Origin of the sequence: Paraburkholderia sp. BL25I1N1, assembly GCF_003002025.1 — a bacterium.
Taxonomy (GTDB): domain Bacteria; phylum Pseudomonadota; class Gammaproteobacteria; order Burkholderiales; family Burkholderiaceae; genus Paraburkholderia.
In genome coordinates this window covers 39,933-58,441 of record NZ_PVZB01000040.1, presented here as the reverse complement: position 1 = coordinate 58,441, position 18,509 = coordinate 39,933, and the positions used below count along the sequence as shown (strand labels likewise).

Sequence of the window (18,509 nt, the reverse complement as noted above, 5' to 3'; positions counted from 1 at the left end):
TCGATCAGGATCGCGCGATCCGCTCCGATCGCCAGCGCCGTGCGCAGCGTTTCCTGCGATTGCGTCACGCCCGCCGACACGGCGATCACTTCCGTTGCCACGCCCGCTTCCTTCAGACGCACGGCTTCTTCAACCGCGATTTCATCGAACGGATTCATCGACATCTTCACGTTCGCGATGTCGACGCCCGTGCCGTCCGACTTGACTCGGACTTTCACGTTGTAGTCAACCACCCGCTTTACACTCACCAGCAGTTTCATACCGTCTCCTTCGAATACGTCGACGACGCGTGCGCCGTCATTGGCGAACGGATCATGTCCGCCGCGCGCTCAGCCAGCATTAGCACCGTCGCATTGGTGTTGGTCGAGGTTATCGACGGCATCACCGAGCCGTCGACGATGCGCAGGCCTGTCGTTCCGCGCACCCGCATTTCAGAATCGACAACGCTCATTTCGTCCTCGCCCATCCGACAGGTACCAACCGCGTGGTACACAGTCGAGCCATTGTCACGCACGTATTGCAGCAGCGCTTCATCGGTGTCGGCCTGACGGCCTGGTACGGTTTCATCGACAATATAACGGGCGACCTCGGGCTGCGCGAAGATCCGCCGGCCAATCTTGAGTCCTTCCACCATCGTGTTGCGGTCGAGTTCACTGCTCAGGTATGACGGTGCAATGGTCGGCGCCGCCGTGATCTCGCTGCTGGTGATGTGCACATGCCCACGGCTCTCCGGGCGCATCTGCCAGACGCCGCACGAGACACCGGGCTCCGACTCCAGCACGCCGATCCGCCCCTCGGCAAAGCTGCCGGGCGCGATCACGAACTGCACGTCCGGACGGGTGGCGAGGCGCGTCTGCCCAAAGCCGCCGACGAGCGCCGCGCTATAGGTCAATACGCCGGTCCCTGACACGACGTAGCGCATCATCTCGCGCGCGAGCGCAAGTCCGTGCGCGCGCTCGTTCGCGGTACCGGCACCGCGCACCCTATAGCCGAGCCGAACAACATAGTGGTCCTGCAAATTGTTGCCCACGCCCGGCAACGCGATCCGGGTTTTAACGCCTGCATTGTCCAGCACGGCCTTGTCGCCGATGCCACTCATTTCGAGCAGCCTCGGCGTGCCGATCACACCCGCGCTCAGAATCACCTCGCGGGTCGCACGGATCTGCACCGGAATGTTCGCGCCCGTCGTCCCATTGATGCCGCTCACATGCGTGCCGTTCATCTCGAGCCTGGATACCTGAAGGCCGGTTACTACCGTCAGATTCGGCCGCGCCATTGCCGGCCGTAGATAACCGCGCGCTGCGCTCGACCGGCGACGTCCGTCGCGCGTTTGCTGGTAGAACCAGATCGACGGACCGCGCGTGTCGCTGTTCGGATCGTCGACGAAATCGAGACCCGCCTTCTGTGCGGCCTGGACGACCGCACTGCAAATCTCCGGCGGGTTCTTCACGCGGCTGACCTGGATCGGACCGTGCGTGCCTCGTTGCGGGCTGCTGCCCTCGGTCCACGTTTCCGAGCGGCTGTAAAACGGCAGACAGTTGTCGAAGTTCCAGCCATTCGCACCCGACTGCTCCCAGCTATCGATATCTTCCGCAAACGGGCGCACATACAGCAGGCCGTTAATGGCACTGGAGCCGCCAAGCCCGCGTCCGCGGGGAAACAGGATGGCACGGCCACTCGTCCCGGCGTCGGCCTCAGTGCGATAGCGCCATGTCACAGTGGGATGATCGAGCAATCGCACGAAGCCTGCCGGCACGTGGATGAACGGGTGACGATCGCGCTCGCCGGCCTCGACCAGAATCACTTTGACGGTGGGATCTTCGGTCAGACGGTTTGCGAGCACGCAGCCCGCCGTCCCCGCGCCGACGATCACATAATCCGCTGTGTACGATTTCATGGCTTCGCTCCGGCAGCGGCCAGTTCACGGCCTTCCAGTGCTGCGATCTCCTCCTCGCCGAAGCCGTACTCGGCAAGTACTTCGGCCGTATGTTGTCCGAGCGTAGGCGGCGGACGGCGGTAGGCGACGGGGCTGCTGTGAAAATTCACCGGACTCGCGATGTTCGTTACCCTCCCCGCGACCGGATGTTCGATCTCGACAACCGCATGGTTATGCGCGATCTGCGGGTCCTGCGTCAGCGCGGTGTGATAGTCCTGCACGACCGCGCATGGCACGTCCGCGGCGCTCAGATGCGCTACCCAATGTTCCGCGGTATGCAGCAGAAAGTGCTGCTCGAGGATCACGTCGAGTGCATGCCGATTCGCAGTTCGCGCGGTGTTGCCGATGAACCGTTCATCGCTCAGCAATTCTTCGCGGCCCAGCGCCCGGCAAAGGTTCTGCCAGAATTTCTCCGTGAAGCAGGCCGCAAAGAAATATCGGCCGTCGGAGCCCTGATAGTTGCGGTACGGCACCATCGTTGGATGCCCGCTGCCGAGACGCTCCGGCGCTTTGCCGCTTCTCAGCGTCTCGCCGTCGCGCGGGATGGTGCTGAAAAGCGCAGCCGAGAGAAGCGACGTATCAATTCGCTGGCCTTCGCCATGCCGTTCGCGGTGTAGCAACGCGGCCGAAATTCCAAACGCGAGCAGCGCCGCCGCGCCGAAGTCCGGCAACGGCGCACCGAGCCGGACTGGATTGCCGCCCGCTTCACCCGTCATGTCCATGAGACCGGCCACGGCCTGCACGATCGGATCGTTCGCGGGCCACGCGGCGTAGGGACCGCTTTGTCCGAACGCCGACACGCTGGCGTAGACGATCTTCGGATTGCGCGCCTTGACGGCCGCATAGCCGATGCCCAGCCGATCCACTGTGCCCGGCCGGAAGTTTTCGACGACAACATCCGCCTGCTCCGCCATGCGCAAAAACGCATCCCGTCCTTTCGGCGACTTCAGGTCGAGGCGGATGCTGCGCTTGTTGCGGTTCTGCGAGAGGAACTGCACGCTTTCGCCCTGGACGAATTGATTGCCCAGTTTGCGCGAGAGGTCACCCGCCATGGGCTCCTCGACTTTGACCACGTCCGCGCCGAGGTCGGCGAGCAGCACGGTACCGACCGGACCAGCGGTCATGACGGTGAGATCGAGAATGCGGTAGCCCGACAACGGGCCGACTTGCTTCTTATCCATGATGTGTCGCCTGCAAATGCGATGCGTTGGTAAATTCCGCCCGCGGGTAATCGAGCACGTCGAAGGCGAGACGGAACGGGTCGGCCTCACCACGCGTGATGGTCAACGCGTGGCCGAAACGGGCATCGTCGCGCTGGGGAAAGTCGGTGCGGTAGTGGCTGCTGCGCGACTCGCGCCGCTCGATACACGCCTGCAAGATAACTTCGGCAGTGGTCGCCATGTTGTCGATCGTCAGCGCGTCGATCGCTTGCGCCGGCGTGGCAGCGCCACCCGCGGTGAACTGCGCGCGCGCCTCGCGAACGGCGGCTAACGCGATGTTCAAACCGCTCTGCGTCTTCTCGACGAGGCAATGCGCTTGCATCGCGGCGCGCAGATCGGCGGCGATACGTTGAGCGTCGAACGAGGCATTCGGTTTTAGCGCTGTTCCGAGGCGCGTTGCGAGCGGCGCTACGTCGTGCTTCCCCGGCGCGTCACTGCCGCGCGCAAACGCGGCCGCGCCGGCGCCTGCGCGATGACCGAAAACCTGACCTTCGGCAAGCGAGTTGCCGCCCGGACGATCCGGGCCGCGCACGCCGCCCGCGAGTTCCCCCACTACGAACAACCCCTCGATGGTCGACATCGCGTCGGTGTTCGTCATTCGCACGCCACCGTTCAGGCATTGGAACGCAATCCCGACGTCGAGCAGATCGCGCTTCGGGTCGAGTCCCTTCGCGCGCATCCAGCGCAAGGTGTTCGGAATAGTGGCCGCCAACCGCTCGTCCGGAATGTCGGCGAACGAGAAGTGCACCGCACCGCGCTCCGTGCCTCTGCCCTGAGCGATTTCCGTTGCAATCGCGATATCGATGTAGCGCGATTCGTTCGAGATCGTGAAGGGGAACACCTTCTCGTCCATCGCGGCTTCGGGCGTCACGCCTGCCGGCAGGTAATCCGCGAGGAATTCATGTCCGTCGCGATTGAGCATTTTCGGATGCAGAATGAAGCAGGACTTGCTGAAGAGTTGCACGTAAGGGTGCACCATCGCCGGTCCGAACTGGTGGAACTCCATGTTCACAAGTTCGGCGCCATGGCGGAAGCAGATGGCCTGGCCGTCGCCGGTCATTTCTGCTGTCGAGACTTGCTGCGAGAACAGACCGTGCGCACCGCCGGTGCCAAGCACAACGGCGCTCGCGGAAACCACCAGCAGCCGCCGCGATGCCAGATCCATCGCGACCACGCCGCTTACGCGCCCAATTGAATCACGCAACAGGTCGATGAGCGCCGCTGGCTGACGCGTCTCGACGCCGAGCTTCCTCGCTTCGTCCGCGAGCGCGCTCACGAAGGCTTTGCCAGTTTTTCCCTTCACGCCGAGCGCGCGCGCATACGTGCCGAAGTCGCTGCGGATGAGTTTATAGCCATCGTTGACGCGGTCGAACGGCACGCCGAGTTTGATCAGGTCAGCGATGCGCTTCGGTGCGTCCTCCGCCAGCACGCGCACCAGCTCGCGGTCGATGAAGCCGCCCGCCGGACGCATCGTGTCTTCGTAATGCACCGTGGCGCTGTCGTCGGCGCTGCCATAGCCGGCCGCGCCCATGCTCATGATTTCGCTCGCGCCGTGCACCGTGCTGCCGCCCTGCCCGACCGGCGCCTTTGCCAGCACGAGGACCTTCGCACCGGCCTGTGCCGCCGACACCGCTGCACGCGAAGCCGCGCCACCACCGCCAACCACTACTACGTCGGCTTGCGCGTAGTCGACGCCAAAGCCAAGTTTCTCCAATGTCTGAGCTGCCGTCACGTCTGTCTCCGCTTACGATTTAAGCGCGCGCGCCACGATGTTGCGCTGGATTTGATTGGTGCCGCCGAAGATCTGGAACATCTTGGCTTCGCGATAATGGCGCTGCATCGCGTATTCGGCGGAGTAGCCATTGGCGCCCATGATCTGGATGCCGTCAGTGGCGACCTGCACGTACGTATCCGACGCGAAGTACTTCGCCTGTGACGACTCGACGTCGCACGTTTCCCCCTGGTCGAGCAGTTTGGCCGCGCGAAACGCCATCATGCGAGCAGCATCGACGCGAGTCTGCATGTCGGCGAGCAGGTGCGACACCGCCTGGAAATCGATGATCGACTGCCCAAACTGCTTGCGATCGTTCGCATACCAGCGTGCAAGATCGATCGCCGCCTGAGCGCCGCCCACACACATCGCCGACAAAGCGATGCGCTCCTTCGACAGCACCGTGGTGAGTTTCTTCCACCCCACGTGCAGGCCGCCCACAATCATTTCTCCAGGAACACGCACGCCGTCGTACACCACTTCGCAGGTGCGAATGGCGTGGCCGCCGAGCAGGTCGATCGGATTGATCGTCAGGCCTCTGGATTCTTTAGGGACCAGAAAGAGGCTGATCCCGTCGTGCTTCTTCGCCTCTGGATTGGTGCGCACAGCGGTCAAGATATAGTCGGCCTGCATCGCGCCGGAAATCCACATCTTGGTGCCGTCCAATATGAAGTCGTTTCCATCAGCCACGCCGCGCGTCGTCAGCGAGGCAGCATCTGAGCCGGAGCCGTTTTCGCTCAGGGCGAAGGCAAGAAAGGCACGGCCTTCAGCGAGCTTCGGCAACACGTCGCCCTTGATATTGTCCGGCGCGAAACGCGCCAGCGCGCCGCCCACCATGTTCACGTTCGCATTCCAGAAGCGCGCAAGCGCGATCGTGTGATAGGCGACGATCTCCAGATAAGCGGCCATGTCAAGATAGCCACCGACGCCGCCATACTCTTCGGGCAGCGTGATGCCGAACCAGCCCTGTTCCGCCGCCACCTTCACGAGTTCCTCTGGGAAGCGCTTTTCTTCGTCGCACTGGCGGACATATTCCGGCGACGCATGGCGCGTCAGCACACGATTCACTGAATCGCGAAATTCGAATTGATCGGCGTTCAGATACGGTTTCAGGTCGCGCCGGTTGACGAGATTGCTTGCGTATTCGGGATTCACTGTGTCTCCTCCTTGTCCGATCAGGACACCTTGCGTTGCGCCACGACTTCTTCGGCCTGCCCGAGCGGAATTGCACGCAGCATTTGCGAACGCGACTTCGCCCCCGTCATCAGGAACGCAAGATCCGAGCCGCTGAGAATGAAACGCGCGCCTTTCTGCACGTAGGCGGTCATCAGCGCTTCGTCGTACACGCCGCCCACGCCCGGTACCTTGCCGTGCCGGTGGCATGCGGCGCACACGGCGTCGATAGCGGCCGCCACACGCGTATGGCCAAGTTGTCCAGTGATACCGAGATCCGCCGTAAGGTCGGTCGCGCCGACCAGCAGCACGTCGATGCCCGGCACCGCCGCGATCGCGTCGGCGTTCTCGAGGCCTTCGCGGGTTTCTATCATTGCTACGACGAGCACCTCGTCGTTGATCGCCCGAACCACATCGGCGATCGGGAGAGCCTCGAAGCCGACCTGCGGCAGCATGCCCGGGATCGACCGCCCGCCCGCCGGCGGGAAGCGGCACATATTGGCGATCTGCACGGCCTGTTCGGGCGTACTGACGTGAGGCACCACGATGCCCATCGCGCCGGTATCGAGCAGTCGTGTGGCGTGGAACGGCTCGTGGCCCGGCACGCGGATGATCGGCGTCACCCCGCCCACCAGAGCCGCCGCGCAGATCTGCGCGGCGGTGTCGATGTCCATGGAGTTGTGTTCCATGTCGATGAACAGCCAATCGAAGCCGGCCGTCTGCGCGATCTGTGCGATGTCGACAGTGCGAGCCTGGCGCAGCCCCATGCCGAGTGCCAATTCACCTGCGGCCAATTGCGCTTTTGCGTGATTCTTGATGCTTTGCATGATGGATTCCATTCAGGCGGTTGCGTCGAGCGGCTCGTCGTCAGCCAGTTCGAGGTTGATGAATTTGGTGTCCAGGTAGTCGCGGATTGCGTTCGGACCACCTTCACGTCCAAACCCGCTGTCCTTACTGCCGCCGAATGGCGTCTCCGCCGTCGACGCCACGAACGTATTCACGCCGACCACGCCGGCCTGCAAACGCTCAGTTGTTTCCAGCGTGTTGCGCATCGAGCGCGTGAAGACATAGGCCGCAAGCGCGAACGGCAGCCGGTTCGCCTCGGTGATGACTTCGTCCATCGTCGTGAACCGGTTGAGAGTGCCGACCGGGCCGAACGGCTCGTCGTTCATCAGGCCAATGTGCGGAGCGGGATTAGCGATGAGTGTCGGCTCGTAGAACCAGCCACGGCCGGATTGCGATGGACGGCGTCCACCGCATAGCACGCTGGCGCCTTCACTCACGGCTTCGTCGACGAGGCGTTCAATCGCCTCGCGGCGCTTCGACGTGGTCAGCGGACCGAGGTCGGTGTCCTGCTGCAGCGGATCGCCGACGCGTAGCGCCTTCGAGCGCTCGACCAGCGCCTTCACAGTCTTGTCGAAGATCGATTCGTGGATATAGAACCGCGTCGGCGACGCGCAAACCTGGCCCGCATTGCGGAACTTGCCCAGCGACGCGAGATGCGCGAAAGCATCGATGTCTGCGTCCCGATGCACGATCACGGGCGCATGGCCGCCGAGTTCCATCGTGACCTTTTTGAGCGTCTTCGCAGACATCTCGACGATCTGACGGCCGATGGGCACCGAGCCGGTAAAGCTGATCTTCGCCACGCGTGGATCGGCCATGACCGTCGGCGTAATTGCGTCAGCTTTGCCGATCACCAGATTGACCGCGCCCTCGGGGAACCCTGCGTCGACGAAGCAGCGCACCAGTGCCATCGTCGCACCGGCCGCTTCATTTGACGGCCGGATCACGAGCGCGTTGCCGGCGGCCAGCGCCGGTCCCATCTTGCGGGCCAGCAGCAGCAGCGGGAAATTCCACGGCGTGAAAGCGGCGACCACACCGAGCGGCTCGTAATGCACCAGATACCGTCCGCCCTTGACGCGGCTTTCATATGACATGCCGAACACGCGACGTGCTTCGTCGGCGAACCAGTCGATCGACTCAGCGGACGCATTAGCTTCCCCATTGGCCTGAGCAATCGGCTTGCCGGTTTCCAGTGCCACGATTCGTGCGAGCTGCGGCGCGCGTTCGCGGATGAGCGTTGCGGCTCGGCGCAGCAGTGCTGTGCGCTCCCACGGTGTGAGCTTGCGCATTGCGGCTGACGCCTCGGTCGCGGCATCGATGGCCTCCGTGACCTGTGCCTGCGTGGCCAGCGGCATATAGCCCAGCCGCTCTTCAGTCGCCGGATTGATCGAGACCTGCCCGTTGTCAGCCGTCGAAGACTGCCAGCGACCGGCGATCAGCAAGCCGTGCTCGCGATAGTGCCCCTCTAGTTCCATTGCCTCCTCCTGATAAGTATTACGGATTACCTGCGTTCCAGGTGCTTTCCCGGTGTTTCAGTGCATGCACTCTTTTTCTTATATCAACACCTTGACAGCTAAGTGTCAACACTTTTATAGTGTGTGTCAGCGAAACAGGATCTATCGCATGCACTTTCGATGCCGACGAATCGCTAAAAAGAACGCCGCGGCGCCGCCGAATGCGTCATGCACCCTCCCTTTCCATGGAGCGAGACAAATGAGTTCGTATTCCCGTCGTACCTTTCTTCAAACCCTCGGAGCAGCCGCGGTGGCGACAACCGGGACCGGTTTGTTCCCATCCCCGGCTGGCGCGCAGACCGCGCAGTTCAAGTTGAAGTACGCGAACAACCTGGCGCTGTCGCATCCGCTCAATGTCCGCGCAAAAGAGGCGGCTGACGCCATCAAGAAGGAAACCGGCGGCCGCGTGGAGATGCAGATTTTCCCGAACGGTCAGATGGGAACGGATACCGACATGCTGTCGCAGGTTCGTTCGGGAGCCATCGACTTTCTCACTCAAGGTGGCGTGGTGCTGTCGACGCTGGTGCCGGTCTCTGCGATCAACGGCATCGGCTTCGCGTTCAAGGACTACAACCAGGTGTGGGCGGCGATGGACGGCGAACTCGGCAGCCACATCCGCAAGGCGGTTTCGAAGGTGGGCCTCATCGCGATGGAAAAACCGTGGGACAACGGCTTTCGCCATCTCACGAGCTCGGTCAAGCCGGTGCAAAGCCCGGCCGACCTCAAGGGCCTGAAGATCCGCGTGCCGGTCAGCCCTCTTTGGACCTCGATGTTCAAGGCGCTCGACGCATCGCCCACCAGCATTAACTTCAGCGAAGCCTATTCGGCACTGCAAACCCGGGTGGTCGACGCGGAAGAAAACCCGCTCGCGCTGATCGAAACCGGCCGCTTTTATGAAGTCCAGAAGTACTGCTCGTTGACCGGCCATATCTGGGACGGCTTCTGGTTCCTTGGCAACGCGCGTTCGTGGGGCAACCTGCCACCGGACTTGCAGACCATTGTGGCGAAACACCTGAATGCGGCCGCAGTGGCTGAACGGGCGGACGTCGCGGCACTGAGCACATCGCTCGTCGAAACGTTGCGATCGCACGGCATGGCGTTCAACAAACCCGATATCCAGCCGTTCCGCGCCTCGCTGCAAAAGGCCGGCTTCTACGACCAGTGGCGCAAGAAATACGGCGACGAAGCCTGGGCGTTGCTCGAGAAGTACACGCAGAAGCTCGCATGAGCACGGACCACCGAAGAGTTTCTGGAGAACGAGTCATGACTTCCCGAGTTCATCCCGAGCAGGTGTTCGCCCACGACATGGGCGCGCCGAAGGAACGACCTGCGGTATCGAAGGTCGTGCGCGTCGGCAGCACACTCGAAACGGCCATCAAGTGGATCACCGAAGTGCCCGCTGCTTTGCTGCTGTTGGCCGAAGTGGTGCTGCTCCTCACCAACGTTTTCTGCCGCTACGTGTTGCAGGATCCGTTGATCTGGGGTGACGAACTTGCGTCGATTCTGTTCATCTGGCTGTCGATGCTGGGCGCAGTGGTGGCGTTGCGCCGCGGCGAACATATGCGACTGACGATGTTCGTCGCTAGAATGTCCCCGCAAAATCGTGCGTTTGCGGAGACAGTCGGAAATTTCATCGTGATGACTTTCGTGCTGCTGCTGGTTCGGCCGGCAACCGAGTGGGCGATGAACGAATGGATCATCAGCACGCCTGCGCTCGATCTGCCCAATGCAATTCCAGCGGCCGCGATTCCCGTGGCGGCTGTGCTGATGCTCGTGCTCGCCATTACACGGTTGCTCGAACGCTCGTCGCTTCGCGATTGCCTGAAGGCTTTCGCGCTCGTGGCCGGTGTTGCAATAGCGCTTTACATCGCGCGGCAAGCGCTCGCGCCGCTGACCGCGGTGAGCCTGATCCTTTTTTTCGCCGTCGGCGTGATCACGATCATCTGTCTCGGTGTGCCGATCATGGTCGCATTCGGCGTGTGCACGTTTGCTTATCTTGCAACCGTCACTGGCGCACCGTTGACCATTGTCGTGAGCACGATGAATCAGGGAATGTCCAGCCTGATCCTGCTTGCCGTCCCGCTGTTCATTCTGCTGGGCGCACTAATGGAGGCGATGGGACTTGCCGAAGCGATGATCCGTTTCCTCGCTTCGCTGATCGGACACAAGCGTGGCGGCCTTGCCTACGTGCTAATCGGCGCCATGTACCTCGTGTCCGGCATCTCCGGTTCGAAGGTGGCGGATATGGCCGCGCTCGCGCCGGGCCTGTTCCCGGAAATGAAAAAGCGCGGCGCAAACGAAGGCGACCTCGTCGCAATGCTCAGTTCGGCGGCTGCCATGTCGGAGACCATTCCGCCCAGCCTCGTGCTGATAACGATCGGTTCGGTGACGGGCGTTTCGATCGCAGCGCTGTTCACAGGCGGCTTCATGCCCGCCGTGGTCGGCGCGGTAGCGCTCGCGGCAGTGATCTGGTTCAAGAGCCGCAGGGAAAGCCTGCAAGGCGTGCAACGGGCCTCCCGGGCCGAGATCGGCCGCGCATTTCTGATCTCGCTGCCTGCGCTCGCGCTGCCCTTCGTGATTCGCGCGGCCGTGGTGGAAGGCGTCGCCACGGCGACGGAGGTGGCGACAATCGGCGTGGCTTACACCTGTGCGGTGGGTTTGCTACTGTATCGCCGCTTCGACTGGAGCCGGCTCTATCCTATTCTGGTGGAAGCGGCGTCGCTGTCTGGCGCGATTCTGATCATCATCGGGTGTGCAACGGCGATGGGATGGGCGCTCACGCAGTCAGGCTTCTCCGCGCAACTCGCCTCTATGATGATGGCTGCGCCGGGGGGCAAGCTCGGCTTCCTGGCGATCTCCGCGATTACGTTCGTGATACTCGGCAGCTTTCTCGAAGGTATCCCGGCGATCGTACTATTCGGGCCGCTGCTGTTCCCAATCGCGCGCGCTATGGGCATCTCGGATGTGCACTATGCAATGGTCGTGGTGTTCGCGATGGGACTGGGCCTGTTCGCTCCCCCGCTTGGCCTTGGCTTTTATGCGGCGTGCGCGGTCAGCAAGGTGGACCCGACCACCGCGATGCGCCGCGTTTGGCCGTATCTGGGGGCATTGGCCGGGGCCCTCATCGTAATAGTGCTGGTTCCATGGGTATCGGTAGGTTTTCTGTACGTAAAATAGGCATCGAAAAAATGGCACAGACAAGGCAATCGTCATGAAAAGCACGCTCAATGGTGAACCGAACAGCAAGGTGAACGCCCGCGCACCGGAGGTGATTGCGTCGAAACTCGACGACATCCGCGATCAGGTGCGCGGCCTGATCCAGCGGGGGGAGTTGCGCCCCGGTGAACGAGTGAACGAGCAGGCGCTCGCCAACCAGATCGGCGTCGGCCGTAATTCGGCGCGTGAGGCGCTACGCTCGCTTGAACAGGCGGGGCTCGTTCGCATTGTGCCGAACCGGGGCGCGGAAGTGCGGCGGCTGTCGCTAGAAGAGGCAATGGACCTCTACGAAATCCGCGCCGGACTCGCACGCACGGCGGGCCGCCTCGCTGCGCTGCGCCTGACGACCGACGAGGAGCATCTGCTCGGGCTCATCCTTGACCAGATGGACGCGGCCGTGGCCGAGCGGGATAGCCGTCAGTATCAGAACCTGAACACCGAGTTCCACCGTCAGTTGATGGCGGCGACCAAGAATCCGCGGCTGATCACGATCAATCAGGCCGTCGAAGACGAGCTGACGCTCTACCTTCACAAGGGCGTGTATTCATTCGCACAGATGCAGCGCTCCTCGAAAGAACACCGCGAACTTTTCGAGGCGCTGCGCGCGGGTCAAGCCGACGCGGCTGCGGAGGCTTTCGAGAATCACGTGCAGACGGGAAAGAAACGCATGCTCGACACTGTGTCCACGAGCCCCTCTGAACGTAAATGAATTGGAGCAGCTTGTTGAAAACTATCGTGTTTCTGGACCGCGCGACGCTGTCGGCCGATCTACCGGATTTTCCGTTTCCGCATCGCTGGGTCGAATATCCGTCTACGACGCCGGAACATGTGGTCGGGCGTTGCCGCGATGCGCATATCGTCGTGACCAACAAGGTTCCACTGTCGGGCGATGTGCTCGAGCAGTTGCCGCAACTGGAACTGATCGGCGTGCCGGCCGCAGGGGTTAATCATCTGGATACCAAAACATGCCGCAAACGGGGCATCGGTATCGTCGCGTGTCCGGGCTATTCGACGATTTCCGTGCCCGAGCACGCGCTCGCGTTGATGCTCGCGCTCCGCCGCAACCTTATGCCTTACTGGCAAGACGTTTATGCTGGCGGCTGGAGCGGATCACCCACCTTCTACGCCGAACTGCATCCGATCCAGGATCTGCACGGATCGACGCTCGGTATCGTCGGTGCGGGTCACGGTGGAAAGCGTCTCGCCGAACTGGCCGGCGCGTTCGGCATGCGGGTGCTGTTCGCGGAGCGTAAGCACGCGAGCCGGGTGCGCGACGGCTATGTGGCATTTGACGAGGTGCTGCGTGAGGCCGATACGATCAGCCTGCATTGCCCGCTGACCGACGAAACGCGGCATCTGTTCGGTCTCGCCGAATTCGAGCGAATGAAGCGCAGCGCGTCACTCGTGAACGCCGCGCGCGGCGGTATCGTCGACGAGGGGGCGCTGATCGAGGCACTCGACCGCAAGCTGATCGCAAATGCCGCGCTCGACGTCCTCGAGCAGGAACCGCCCGCGGCCGATCATCCGCTGCTATCGAATGCGCGCACCGATCTGATCGTGACGCCGCATGTTGCATGGCGGACCCAGGTGGCCATGACGCGGCTCGTCACGCAACTCGCACAAGGCATCGAAGAGCATTATGCGCAGCATTGAGAACAGCCCTTGAAGGGTTGTGGTGTAATTGGAATGCGTCGATCTGTGACGCTCGAGCTTTTGATGAGCACGAGCCAACTCTTTATTGCGACAAAACCCCGCAACATCATTTGGATGCTCGCCTTCAGCCATACGTTGAACCGCAAGGATACGCATCTCTTCAAGCGTGTTGTGAGCCAGGCTCCGGCCATCTCGTTTCATGGGCGATCCTCTCAATAGCTATCGCTCAAGCATAGGTCATCTGTCCACAAAATTCCTGACTTGTGAGTAATTACGGTCGCCGACCGCAACAGGTAGGATAAAGTGAAAGACCGCGCCCCGCCCGAGCGCGCCGGAGACCCATAGACGCCCGCCATGTGATTCAACGATTGAACGGCTGATGCGAAGCCCCATGCCGGTGCCGTGGGACTTGGTTGTAAAGAACGGATCGAAAATCCGTTCCGCGAGCTGCGGCGGAACGCCCATGCCGGTATCACTGACAGACACAAGAATCTGCCCGTTTTCGGCCCACTGCGACCTGATGACCATCTCCCGGATTCCATCAACATCCTTCATCGCTTCGATGCTGTTGACGATCAGGTTCATCGCGACCTGCTGCAATTGCACGCGGTCTCCAACAATCTGAGGGAGACCGTCTGCCAGTTCTGTGCGGACCGATATGTCGTATCGCGCGGCCCCGCCGCGCAAGAGGTCCACGGTTTCCCGCACAATCTCGCTTACCTCGACGACCTCCTGATTCAGGGCACCCTTTTCGAATTGTGTGCGGAGCCTGGCGATGATCTGCGCCGCGCGTTGTCCGTCGTTCGCAATATGGGTGAGCGCCGCGCGCGCCTGATCGAGATTCGGCTCATCGCGGTCAAGCCATCGCAGGCCGGCATTTGCGTAGGCGATAGCAGCCGTAATGGGTTGATTGATTTCATGAGCCAGGGAAGCGGCCAACTCTCCCAAGGTGGTCGCCCGGTTAATGCGTGCGAGATCGGCCTGCGCTTGACGTAGCGCGTGTTCGGCACGCTTCTGCTCGTCGATGTCGGTGGTGGTACCAATGAATTTCAGAACCTTTCCTTCAGCGTCACGCAAGACCACAGCTTGTTGGAGATGCCAGCGATAGCTTCCGTCCTGAGCGCGCAGGGAGCGGGTTTCTATTGCGAATCCTTGTCCCGAGCGCACCCCGCCCCAAAAGACCCTCGATGCCGCTTCGCGATCCTCGCGGTGGACTGCGGTCATCCAGGCCTCCGGGTGCGACCGGACGAAGTCGAGAGTCTGCCCGGAGTAATCAAGCCAAACCTGATTCACGAAGTCCGGTGTCCCGTCAGGCTTGAGTGTCCAGGCGGATACAGGAAGTCGCTGCAGCAGTCCGGCCTGGAGTTGCAGATCCGAATAGAGATGCGAATTCTCCAGTGAAATGGCGGCTTGCGAAGCCAGCAGCTGCAGAAGAGCAACCCGGTTTGACGTGAAGGCACACGGCGCGAGATTATTCTCCAGATAAAGCGCGCCGACAAGCTTTGCCTGCCTTACGATGGGCACGCAAAGTACGGAGCGTGAACCCTTACGCCGGACATACTCGTCTTTCGAATACACGCTATCGGCCGAGGCGTCATCGAGGAGCACGCACTCCTGTGACCGGGTGACATATTGCAGCACGGATTGCGGGAGGTCAGACGGCGTGATCGCGGCTTGACGAAGTGCAATCTCGATATGGCTCGGTCCACTGATCGCTTCCGCTTCGATCCGGGGCTCGCCGCCCCAAAAGAGGATGAGCAGAGCCCGACTAGCCCCAGCGTTCTCGACCGCGAGTCGTACCAGCTTCTCGATCAGACTGGGAAGGATCATCTCACTGGAAAGTGTCTGCGAAGCTTTGACAACGGTCTCAACATCCAACTGACCGGTCGGTTCGCCAATCGCGGCTGCGGAACCCGGCGTTCGCTCCCGGAGCAGATTCGGATAGCGTTCGTCAAGTTGTTTTACTTTGCCGAGAGCACCCCAACCGTGATAGCACCGACGCGCGTTGCGAAGATAGAAGTAGCCCGCGCTTTCGATACCACCCCCCAGGAAAAAACGTCCAGCAAGCTCGTTGGCGACGGCCTCGTTGTGCACAAAACTGTTCGCTTGTGCGGAGCGGATAGCCTGCTCGTAGAGGCGCATGGCGTCGAGGTCGCGCCCTCCGATCCGGGCGAGTTCCGCGCCCACCAGTGCGGCCCGGTTTTCGAAGTTTTCCGGGCAATTCTCCGCCCATATTGCAAGCTGCCTTTGGTGATCGGCAAGAGCCTCGAAGTGCTCCTTTCGCGAGCCTGCGATTGCATGGTCAAAAGCGCCGGCTCGGGCGAGTCCGCCGTAAAAGTAAAACTCCGCCACTTCGAAGTAGGAGTGCACTGACCAGAGCAAACGTTTTGCATTCAACGACGCAAGCACCGCGGCACAATGATCGCCGGCAAAGAAGTGAGCCTGTAACTTTCTGATCCAATAAAAACACTCTCGCGTCGCCAAGGATGCATTGCTCGAAAATTGCGCCTCGAATTGAAGCTCGTCGAATTGACCGCAATTGAAAGAACCGAACTGCGTTGTCAGGCCGCGTAATGTCCGCACAAACGCGAGCTGCGTGGCGATCTGGTCAATGAGGCGGCCGAACCGAACTTTCTTCGCAAACTCGAGACCGGCCTCGGCTTCACGCTGCACCTCGGCCAACGGCTCTCCCGTTGCGAGCAGATTAGTGTTCAGATGGTGGCAGCTAAATGCGCCAAAACTAAGGTCGCCGATCCTGTTTGCCGCGTCGAAGGCGCGCCGTAGGAGTTGTTGTCCGGTCCTAGCATGTCGCTTCCATGGGATGACACAGCTTCCGAAGCGCATATAGACGCGCGCCTGATAGCGACGCCATCCGTGCTTCTCCACGAGATCGTAGCCTAGTTTTCCGAACTGAAATCCGGCCTCGTAGTTTCCGAAATGAGGCCCGGCGATCATGCCGAACGATACATACGCGAAGCACGATGCGTCGCTGTTGCCATGTTCGAGGCTAAGGGAAAGTATCCGGCAAAGCACGAGCGCGAGAAGGTTCTCGTCGGTGAATTGCGCCCTAAGCACAGCCTCCGTGAAAACATCCAGAATGTCGAGTACATCCGGATCGGTGATCAACGGTAGGTCAACGAGCTCGCCGATTTGCCTCGTCCCCAGCCACGACCAGATTTGTTCGTATTCCTGCAATACCTGTTCATCCGTGGGATGGGGCGACCAATCTTTTCCGTACCCTCGCTGGTATTCGACGAATACCTCCTGCCACGGTCACCGCGACCTAGCAGGTTATAGAGCGTCAGGCGTAAATGGGCGACCAGCGCAGTATCGTGAGCAGTTTTCGCCCGTCCGGCCAACATGGAAAGACGGCTTTCCGAGCCAGTCATGTCAGCAGTCAGCAATTCGCATGCGGCAAGCAGATGCTCGATCGCAAAGACAAGACTATAGTTGCGATCCCAAGCCTCCTCCGTCAGCAATCTGCGCCCGGCGTGGAGATACTTGAGGGCCGAGGCGTACGCCGTCGACATCTTGGCGCGTCTACCCGCAATGAGATTCAGTTGCGCAATCCGTTCACGTTCCGCAATTGGCGTGATCAGATGAGCGCCACGGTTGAGTTGATTGACAATCTCGAAGATCCCTTCCTCAAGTTTGTCTGGCGAAGTGTGCGAAGCCATCGACATGCCGATTCGCAGATGCGCCTCGGCGCGCAACTCCTGAGGAATGAGCGAGTAAGCCGCCTCCTGCACACGGTCGTGGAGAAACCGGGAAGCCTCGTCTGAACACATAACGAATCCCGTTCGGACCGCTTCCCAAAGCCGTCCGTGCATTTCCTCGCTCGAGTCCTGATACACCGTGCGCAGCATGACGAAGTCGGCGCTGTTGCCGAGACACGCGAGTTGCTGCAGCGCTTGCTGCGTTTCGGTGGACCGCGACGCTGTTTGTGACGACGGCCAGCTCGAAATCACCATCTGCCAGTCGAACGCGCGCTGCGCGGCTCCAGATTGAGACCAACGCTAGGCGGCACCCTGTGAAATGCTCACCGGGGGTAGATCAATGGTTCAAGCGCGTAAAAGTTGGCGAGCGCCCACGAACGCCGGCGATGTTGAAATCAACTCAACGTAAGATCATGAGGCACACGACGAACTGCGGTTCGACGGGTGTCGGGCCAAGCTGAATAAGCGTCTATCGCGTCATCTGACAGTTTGCGCGGCTCACAGAGAGCATTGACGCGTTGTAGCGCGGGCGGATAGACAGCAACCAACTGATTTTGCGCGTTTCTTATTTAGGGAGTAAAGGCAAACCCACGGCCAGCTTGGGTACGTCTAGCCGGCGAATTGTACGGAAATCAAAGTTACCCCGGTCAGCCTTTGTCCCATAACTGAATTGGGGTTGTTGTACGTGGTAGGGATCCGGCCGGGCACCTCTGTGTGGGCGCCAGGTACGGCGCCGCTTCCGCCCAAGCCATGGAGCGGGCGCGGCAAGCCACCGAAATTGTTGCGCCGTGCGCCCGGCCATAAACCGCTCGTGGTGAAGGAACTGGCCATGCAATTACCCATGAACGCCTGGCAAACCGTAACCTGGCGGGAAGGCAGCAACGCAGCACTTTCCTCATGCTTTGCCGCCATATGGGTTCGTCCCGCACATCATGACTATTGGCGAAGTACCGTTCGCGACGAAGAATGGTTGCTTATTGAATGGCCTGATGGCGATACGGAGCCGCTCAAATATTTTCTCACTACTGCCCCCGGGGAGGCGACACTTGAGCAGCCTGTGTTCGTGACCAAATGCGCTGGCGCATCGAGCGCGACTATCAGGACCTGAAACAGGAGTTCGGGCTCGGTCATTGCGAAGGGCGAGGCTGGCGTGGCTTTCATCACCACGCCACACTGAGTATCGCTGCATATGGGTTTCTGATGGCTCAGCGACTCAGAATGCGCTCGGATGAGCGCGATAAAAAAACTTCCCCGAACGCGCGCTGCCTGCCCTTCCCCCGGATTACATCCCCCGGCGCAATCCAGCGCGCTCAGCGCCACGTTCCTGATTCCATTTCCACGTTGGGCATCCTGCTTGGACTAAAGCTCATGCAACGATGGCATTCTTCCTGTACGGTAACAGACCGCGCAACTACTTATGTGACACAGTAGTACTAGTTGCCCCTTCCGACGCAAATCACGCAC

Annotated in this window: 13 protein-coding genes and 1 pseudogene; 5 read left to right on the top strand and 9 right to left on the bottom strand. The window is 61.1% G+C overall.

Features of this window, described 5'->3' with window-relative positions:
• From B0G73_RS37190 to B0G73_RS37160, 7 genes are all read right to left on the bottom strand, one after another.
• Positions 1-260, bottom strand: a 260-nt coding sequence (locus B0G73_RS37190) for an electron transfer flavoprotein subunit beta/FixA family protein (protein ID WP_374957054.1), incomplete at its 3' end; no start/stop codon positions are given.
• Positions 257-1,897 carry a GMC family oxidoreductase gene (locus B0G73_RS37185; protein WP_106286026.1) on the bottom strand — a complete coding sequence of 547 codons (1,641 nt, stop codon included), beginning with the start codon at positions 1,895-1,897 and terminating at the stop codon, positions 257-259. The genes B0G73_RS37185 and B0G73_RS37190, both read right to left, overlap by 4 nt.
• Positions 1,894-3,117 (bottom strand): CaiB/BaiF CoA-transferase family protein, encoded by a 1,224-nt coding sequence (locus B0G73_RS37180; RefSeq protein ID WP_106286025.1) that lies wholly within the window; start codon positions 3,115-3,117, stop codon positions 1,894-1,896. The genes B0G73_RS37185 and B0G73_RS37180 overlap by 4 nt, the downstream gene beginning before the upstream one ends.
• Complete coding sequence (locus tag B0G73_RS37175; protein ID WP_106286024.1) at positions 3,110-4,888, bottom strand: FAD-binding protein; 1,779 nt, start codon at positions 4,886-4,888, stop codon at positions 3,110-3,112. The genes B0G73_RS37180 and B0G73_RS37175 overlap by 8 nt, the downstream gene beginning before the upstream one ends.
• Before the next feature lie 12 nt (positions 4,889-4,900).
• Positions 4,901-6,082, bottom strand: coding sequence for an acyl-CoA dehydrogenase family protein (locus B0G73_RS37170; RefSeq protein ID WP_106286023.1), 1,182 nt, complete (start codon positions 6,080-6,082; stop codon positions 4,901-4,903).
• Between the two features lie 20 nt (positions 6,083-6,102).
• The gene (locus B0G73_RS37165; protein WP_181196749.1) at positions 6,103-6,927 is read right to left on the bottom strand and encodes an HpcH/HpaI aldolase/citrate lyase family protein; all 825 of its coding nucleotides are present in this window, start codon (positions 6,925-6,927) and stop codon (positions 6,103-6,105) included.
• 12 nt (positions 6,928-6,939) lie between these two features.
• Positions 6,940-8,421: an NAD-dependent succinate-semialdehyde dehydrogenase gene (locus B0G73_RS37160; RefSeq protein ID WP_106286021.1), complete on the bottom strand. Its 1,482-nt coding sequence runs from the start codon at positions 8,419-8,421 to the stop codon at positions 6,940-6,942.
• A gap of 238 nt (positions 8,422-8,659) precedes the next feature.
• Between B0G73_RS37160 and B0G73_RS37155 the strand changes: the two genes are divergently transcribed.
• The 4 genes from B0G73_RS37155 to B0G73_RS37140 all read left to right on the top strand — a co-directional run bounded on the left by B0G73_RS37155 (position 8,660) and on the right by B0G73_RS37140 (position 13,329).
• Positions 8,660-9,688 carry a TRAP transporter substrate-binding protein gene (locus B0G73_RS37155; RefSeq protein WP_146144281.1) on the top strand — a complete coding sequence of 343 codons (1,029 nt, stop codon included), beginning with the start codon at positions 8,660-8,662 and terminating at the stop codon, positions 9,686-9,688.
• Positions 9,689-9,765: 77 nt separating this feature from the next.
• Positions 9,766-11,637 (top strand): TRAP transporter large permease subunit, encoded by a 1,872-nt coding sequence (locus B0G73_RS37150; protein WP_181196750.1) that lies wholly within the window; start codon positions 9,766-9,768, stop codon positions 11,635-11,637.
• A 34-nt stretch (positions 11,638-11,671) separates the two neighbouring features.
• Complete coding sequence (locus B0G73_RS37145; protein WP_106286019.1) at positions 11,672-12,385, top strand: GntR family transcriptional regulator; 714 nt, start codon at positions 11,672-11,674, stop codon at positions 12,383-12,385.
• A gap of 14 nt (positions 12,386-12,399) precedes the next feature.
• On the top strand, positions 12,400-13,329 hold the full coding sequence (locus B0G73_RS37140) for a D-2-hydroxyacid dehydrogenase (protein WP_258194151.1): 930 nt from the start codon (positions 12,400-12,402) through the stop codon (positions 13,327-13,329).
• Positions 13,330-13,566: 237 nt separating this feature from the next.
• Here the strand turns inward: B0G73_RS37140 and B0G73_RS37135 are convergent, their stop codons facing one another.
• Together B0G73_RS37135 and B0G73_RS37130 are read right to left on the bottom strand one after the other, a co-directional pair.
• Positions 13,567-16,455, bottom strand: coding sequence for an ATP-binding protein (locus B0G73_RS37135; protein WP_106286017.1), 2,889 nt, complete (start codon positions 16,453-16,455; stop codon positions 13,567-13,569).
• Complete coding sequence (locus B0G73_RS37130; protein WP_106286016.1) at positions 16,452-17,300, bottom strand: hypothetical protein; 849 nt, start codon at positions 17,298-17,300, stop codon at positions 16,452-16,454. The genes B0G73_RS37135 and B0G73_RS37130 overlap by 4 nt, the downstream gene beginning before the upstream one ends.
• A 406-nt stretch (positions 17,301-17,706) precedes the next feature.
• Between B0G73_RS37130 and B0G73_RS37125 the strand changes: the two are divergent.
• Positions 17,707-18,373, top strand: a pseudogene (locus tag B0G73_RS37125) (IS701 family transposase); the annotation flags it as partial.
• Positions 18,374-18,509 lie beyond the last annotated feature (136 nt).

Excerpts from the sequence above, each read along its gene's own strand:
- B0G73_RS37180 (WP_106286025.1), bottom strand. The coding sequence starts at position 3,117 with ATGGATAAGAAGCAAGTCGGCCCGTTGTCGGGCTACCGCATTCTCGAT.
- B0G73_RS37155 (WP_146144281.1), top strand. The coding sequence starts at position 8,660 with ATGAGTTCGTATTCCCGTCGTACCTTTCTTCAAACCCTCGGAGCAGCC.
- B0G73_RS37145 (WP_106286019.1), top strand. The coding sequence starts at position 11,672 with ATGAAAAGCACGCTCAATGGTGAACCGAACAGCAAGGTGAACGCCCGC.
- B0G73_RS37160 (WP_106286021.1), bottom strand. The coding sequence starts at position 8,421 with ATGGAACTAGAGGGGCACTATCGCGAGCACGGCTTGCTGATCGCCGGT.
- B0G73_RS37150 (WP_181196750.1), top strand. The coding sequence starts at position 9,766 with ATGGGCGCGCCGAAGGAACGACCTGCGGTATCGAAGGTCGTGCGCGTC.
- B0G73_RS37185 (WP_106286026.1), bottom strand. The coding sequence starts at position 1,897 with ATGAAATCGTACACAGCGGATTATGTGATCGTCGGCGCGGGGACGGCG.
- B0G73_RS37165 (WP_181196749.1), bottom strand. The coding sequence starts at position 6,927 with ATGCAAAGCATCAAGAATCACGCAAAAGCGCAATTGGCCGCAGGTGAA.
- B0G73_RS37130 (WP_106286016.1), bottom strand. The coding sequence starts at position 17,300 with ATGGTGATTTCGAGCTGGCCGTCGTCACAAACAGCGTCGCGGTCCACC.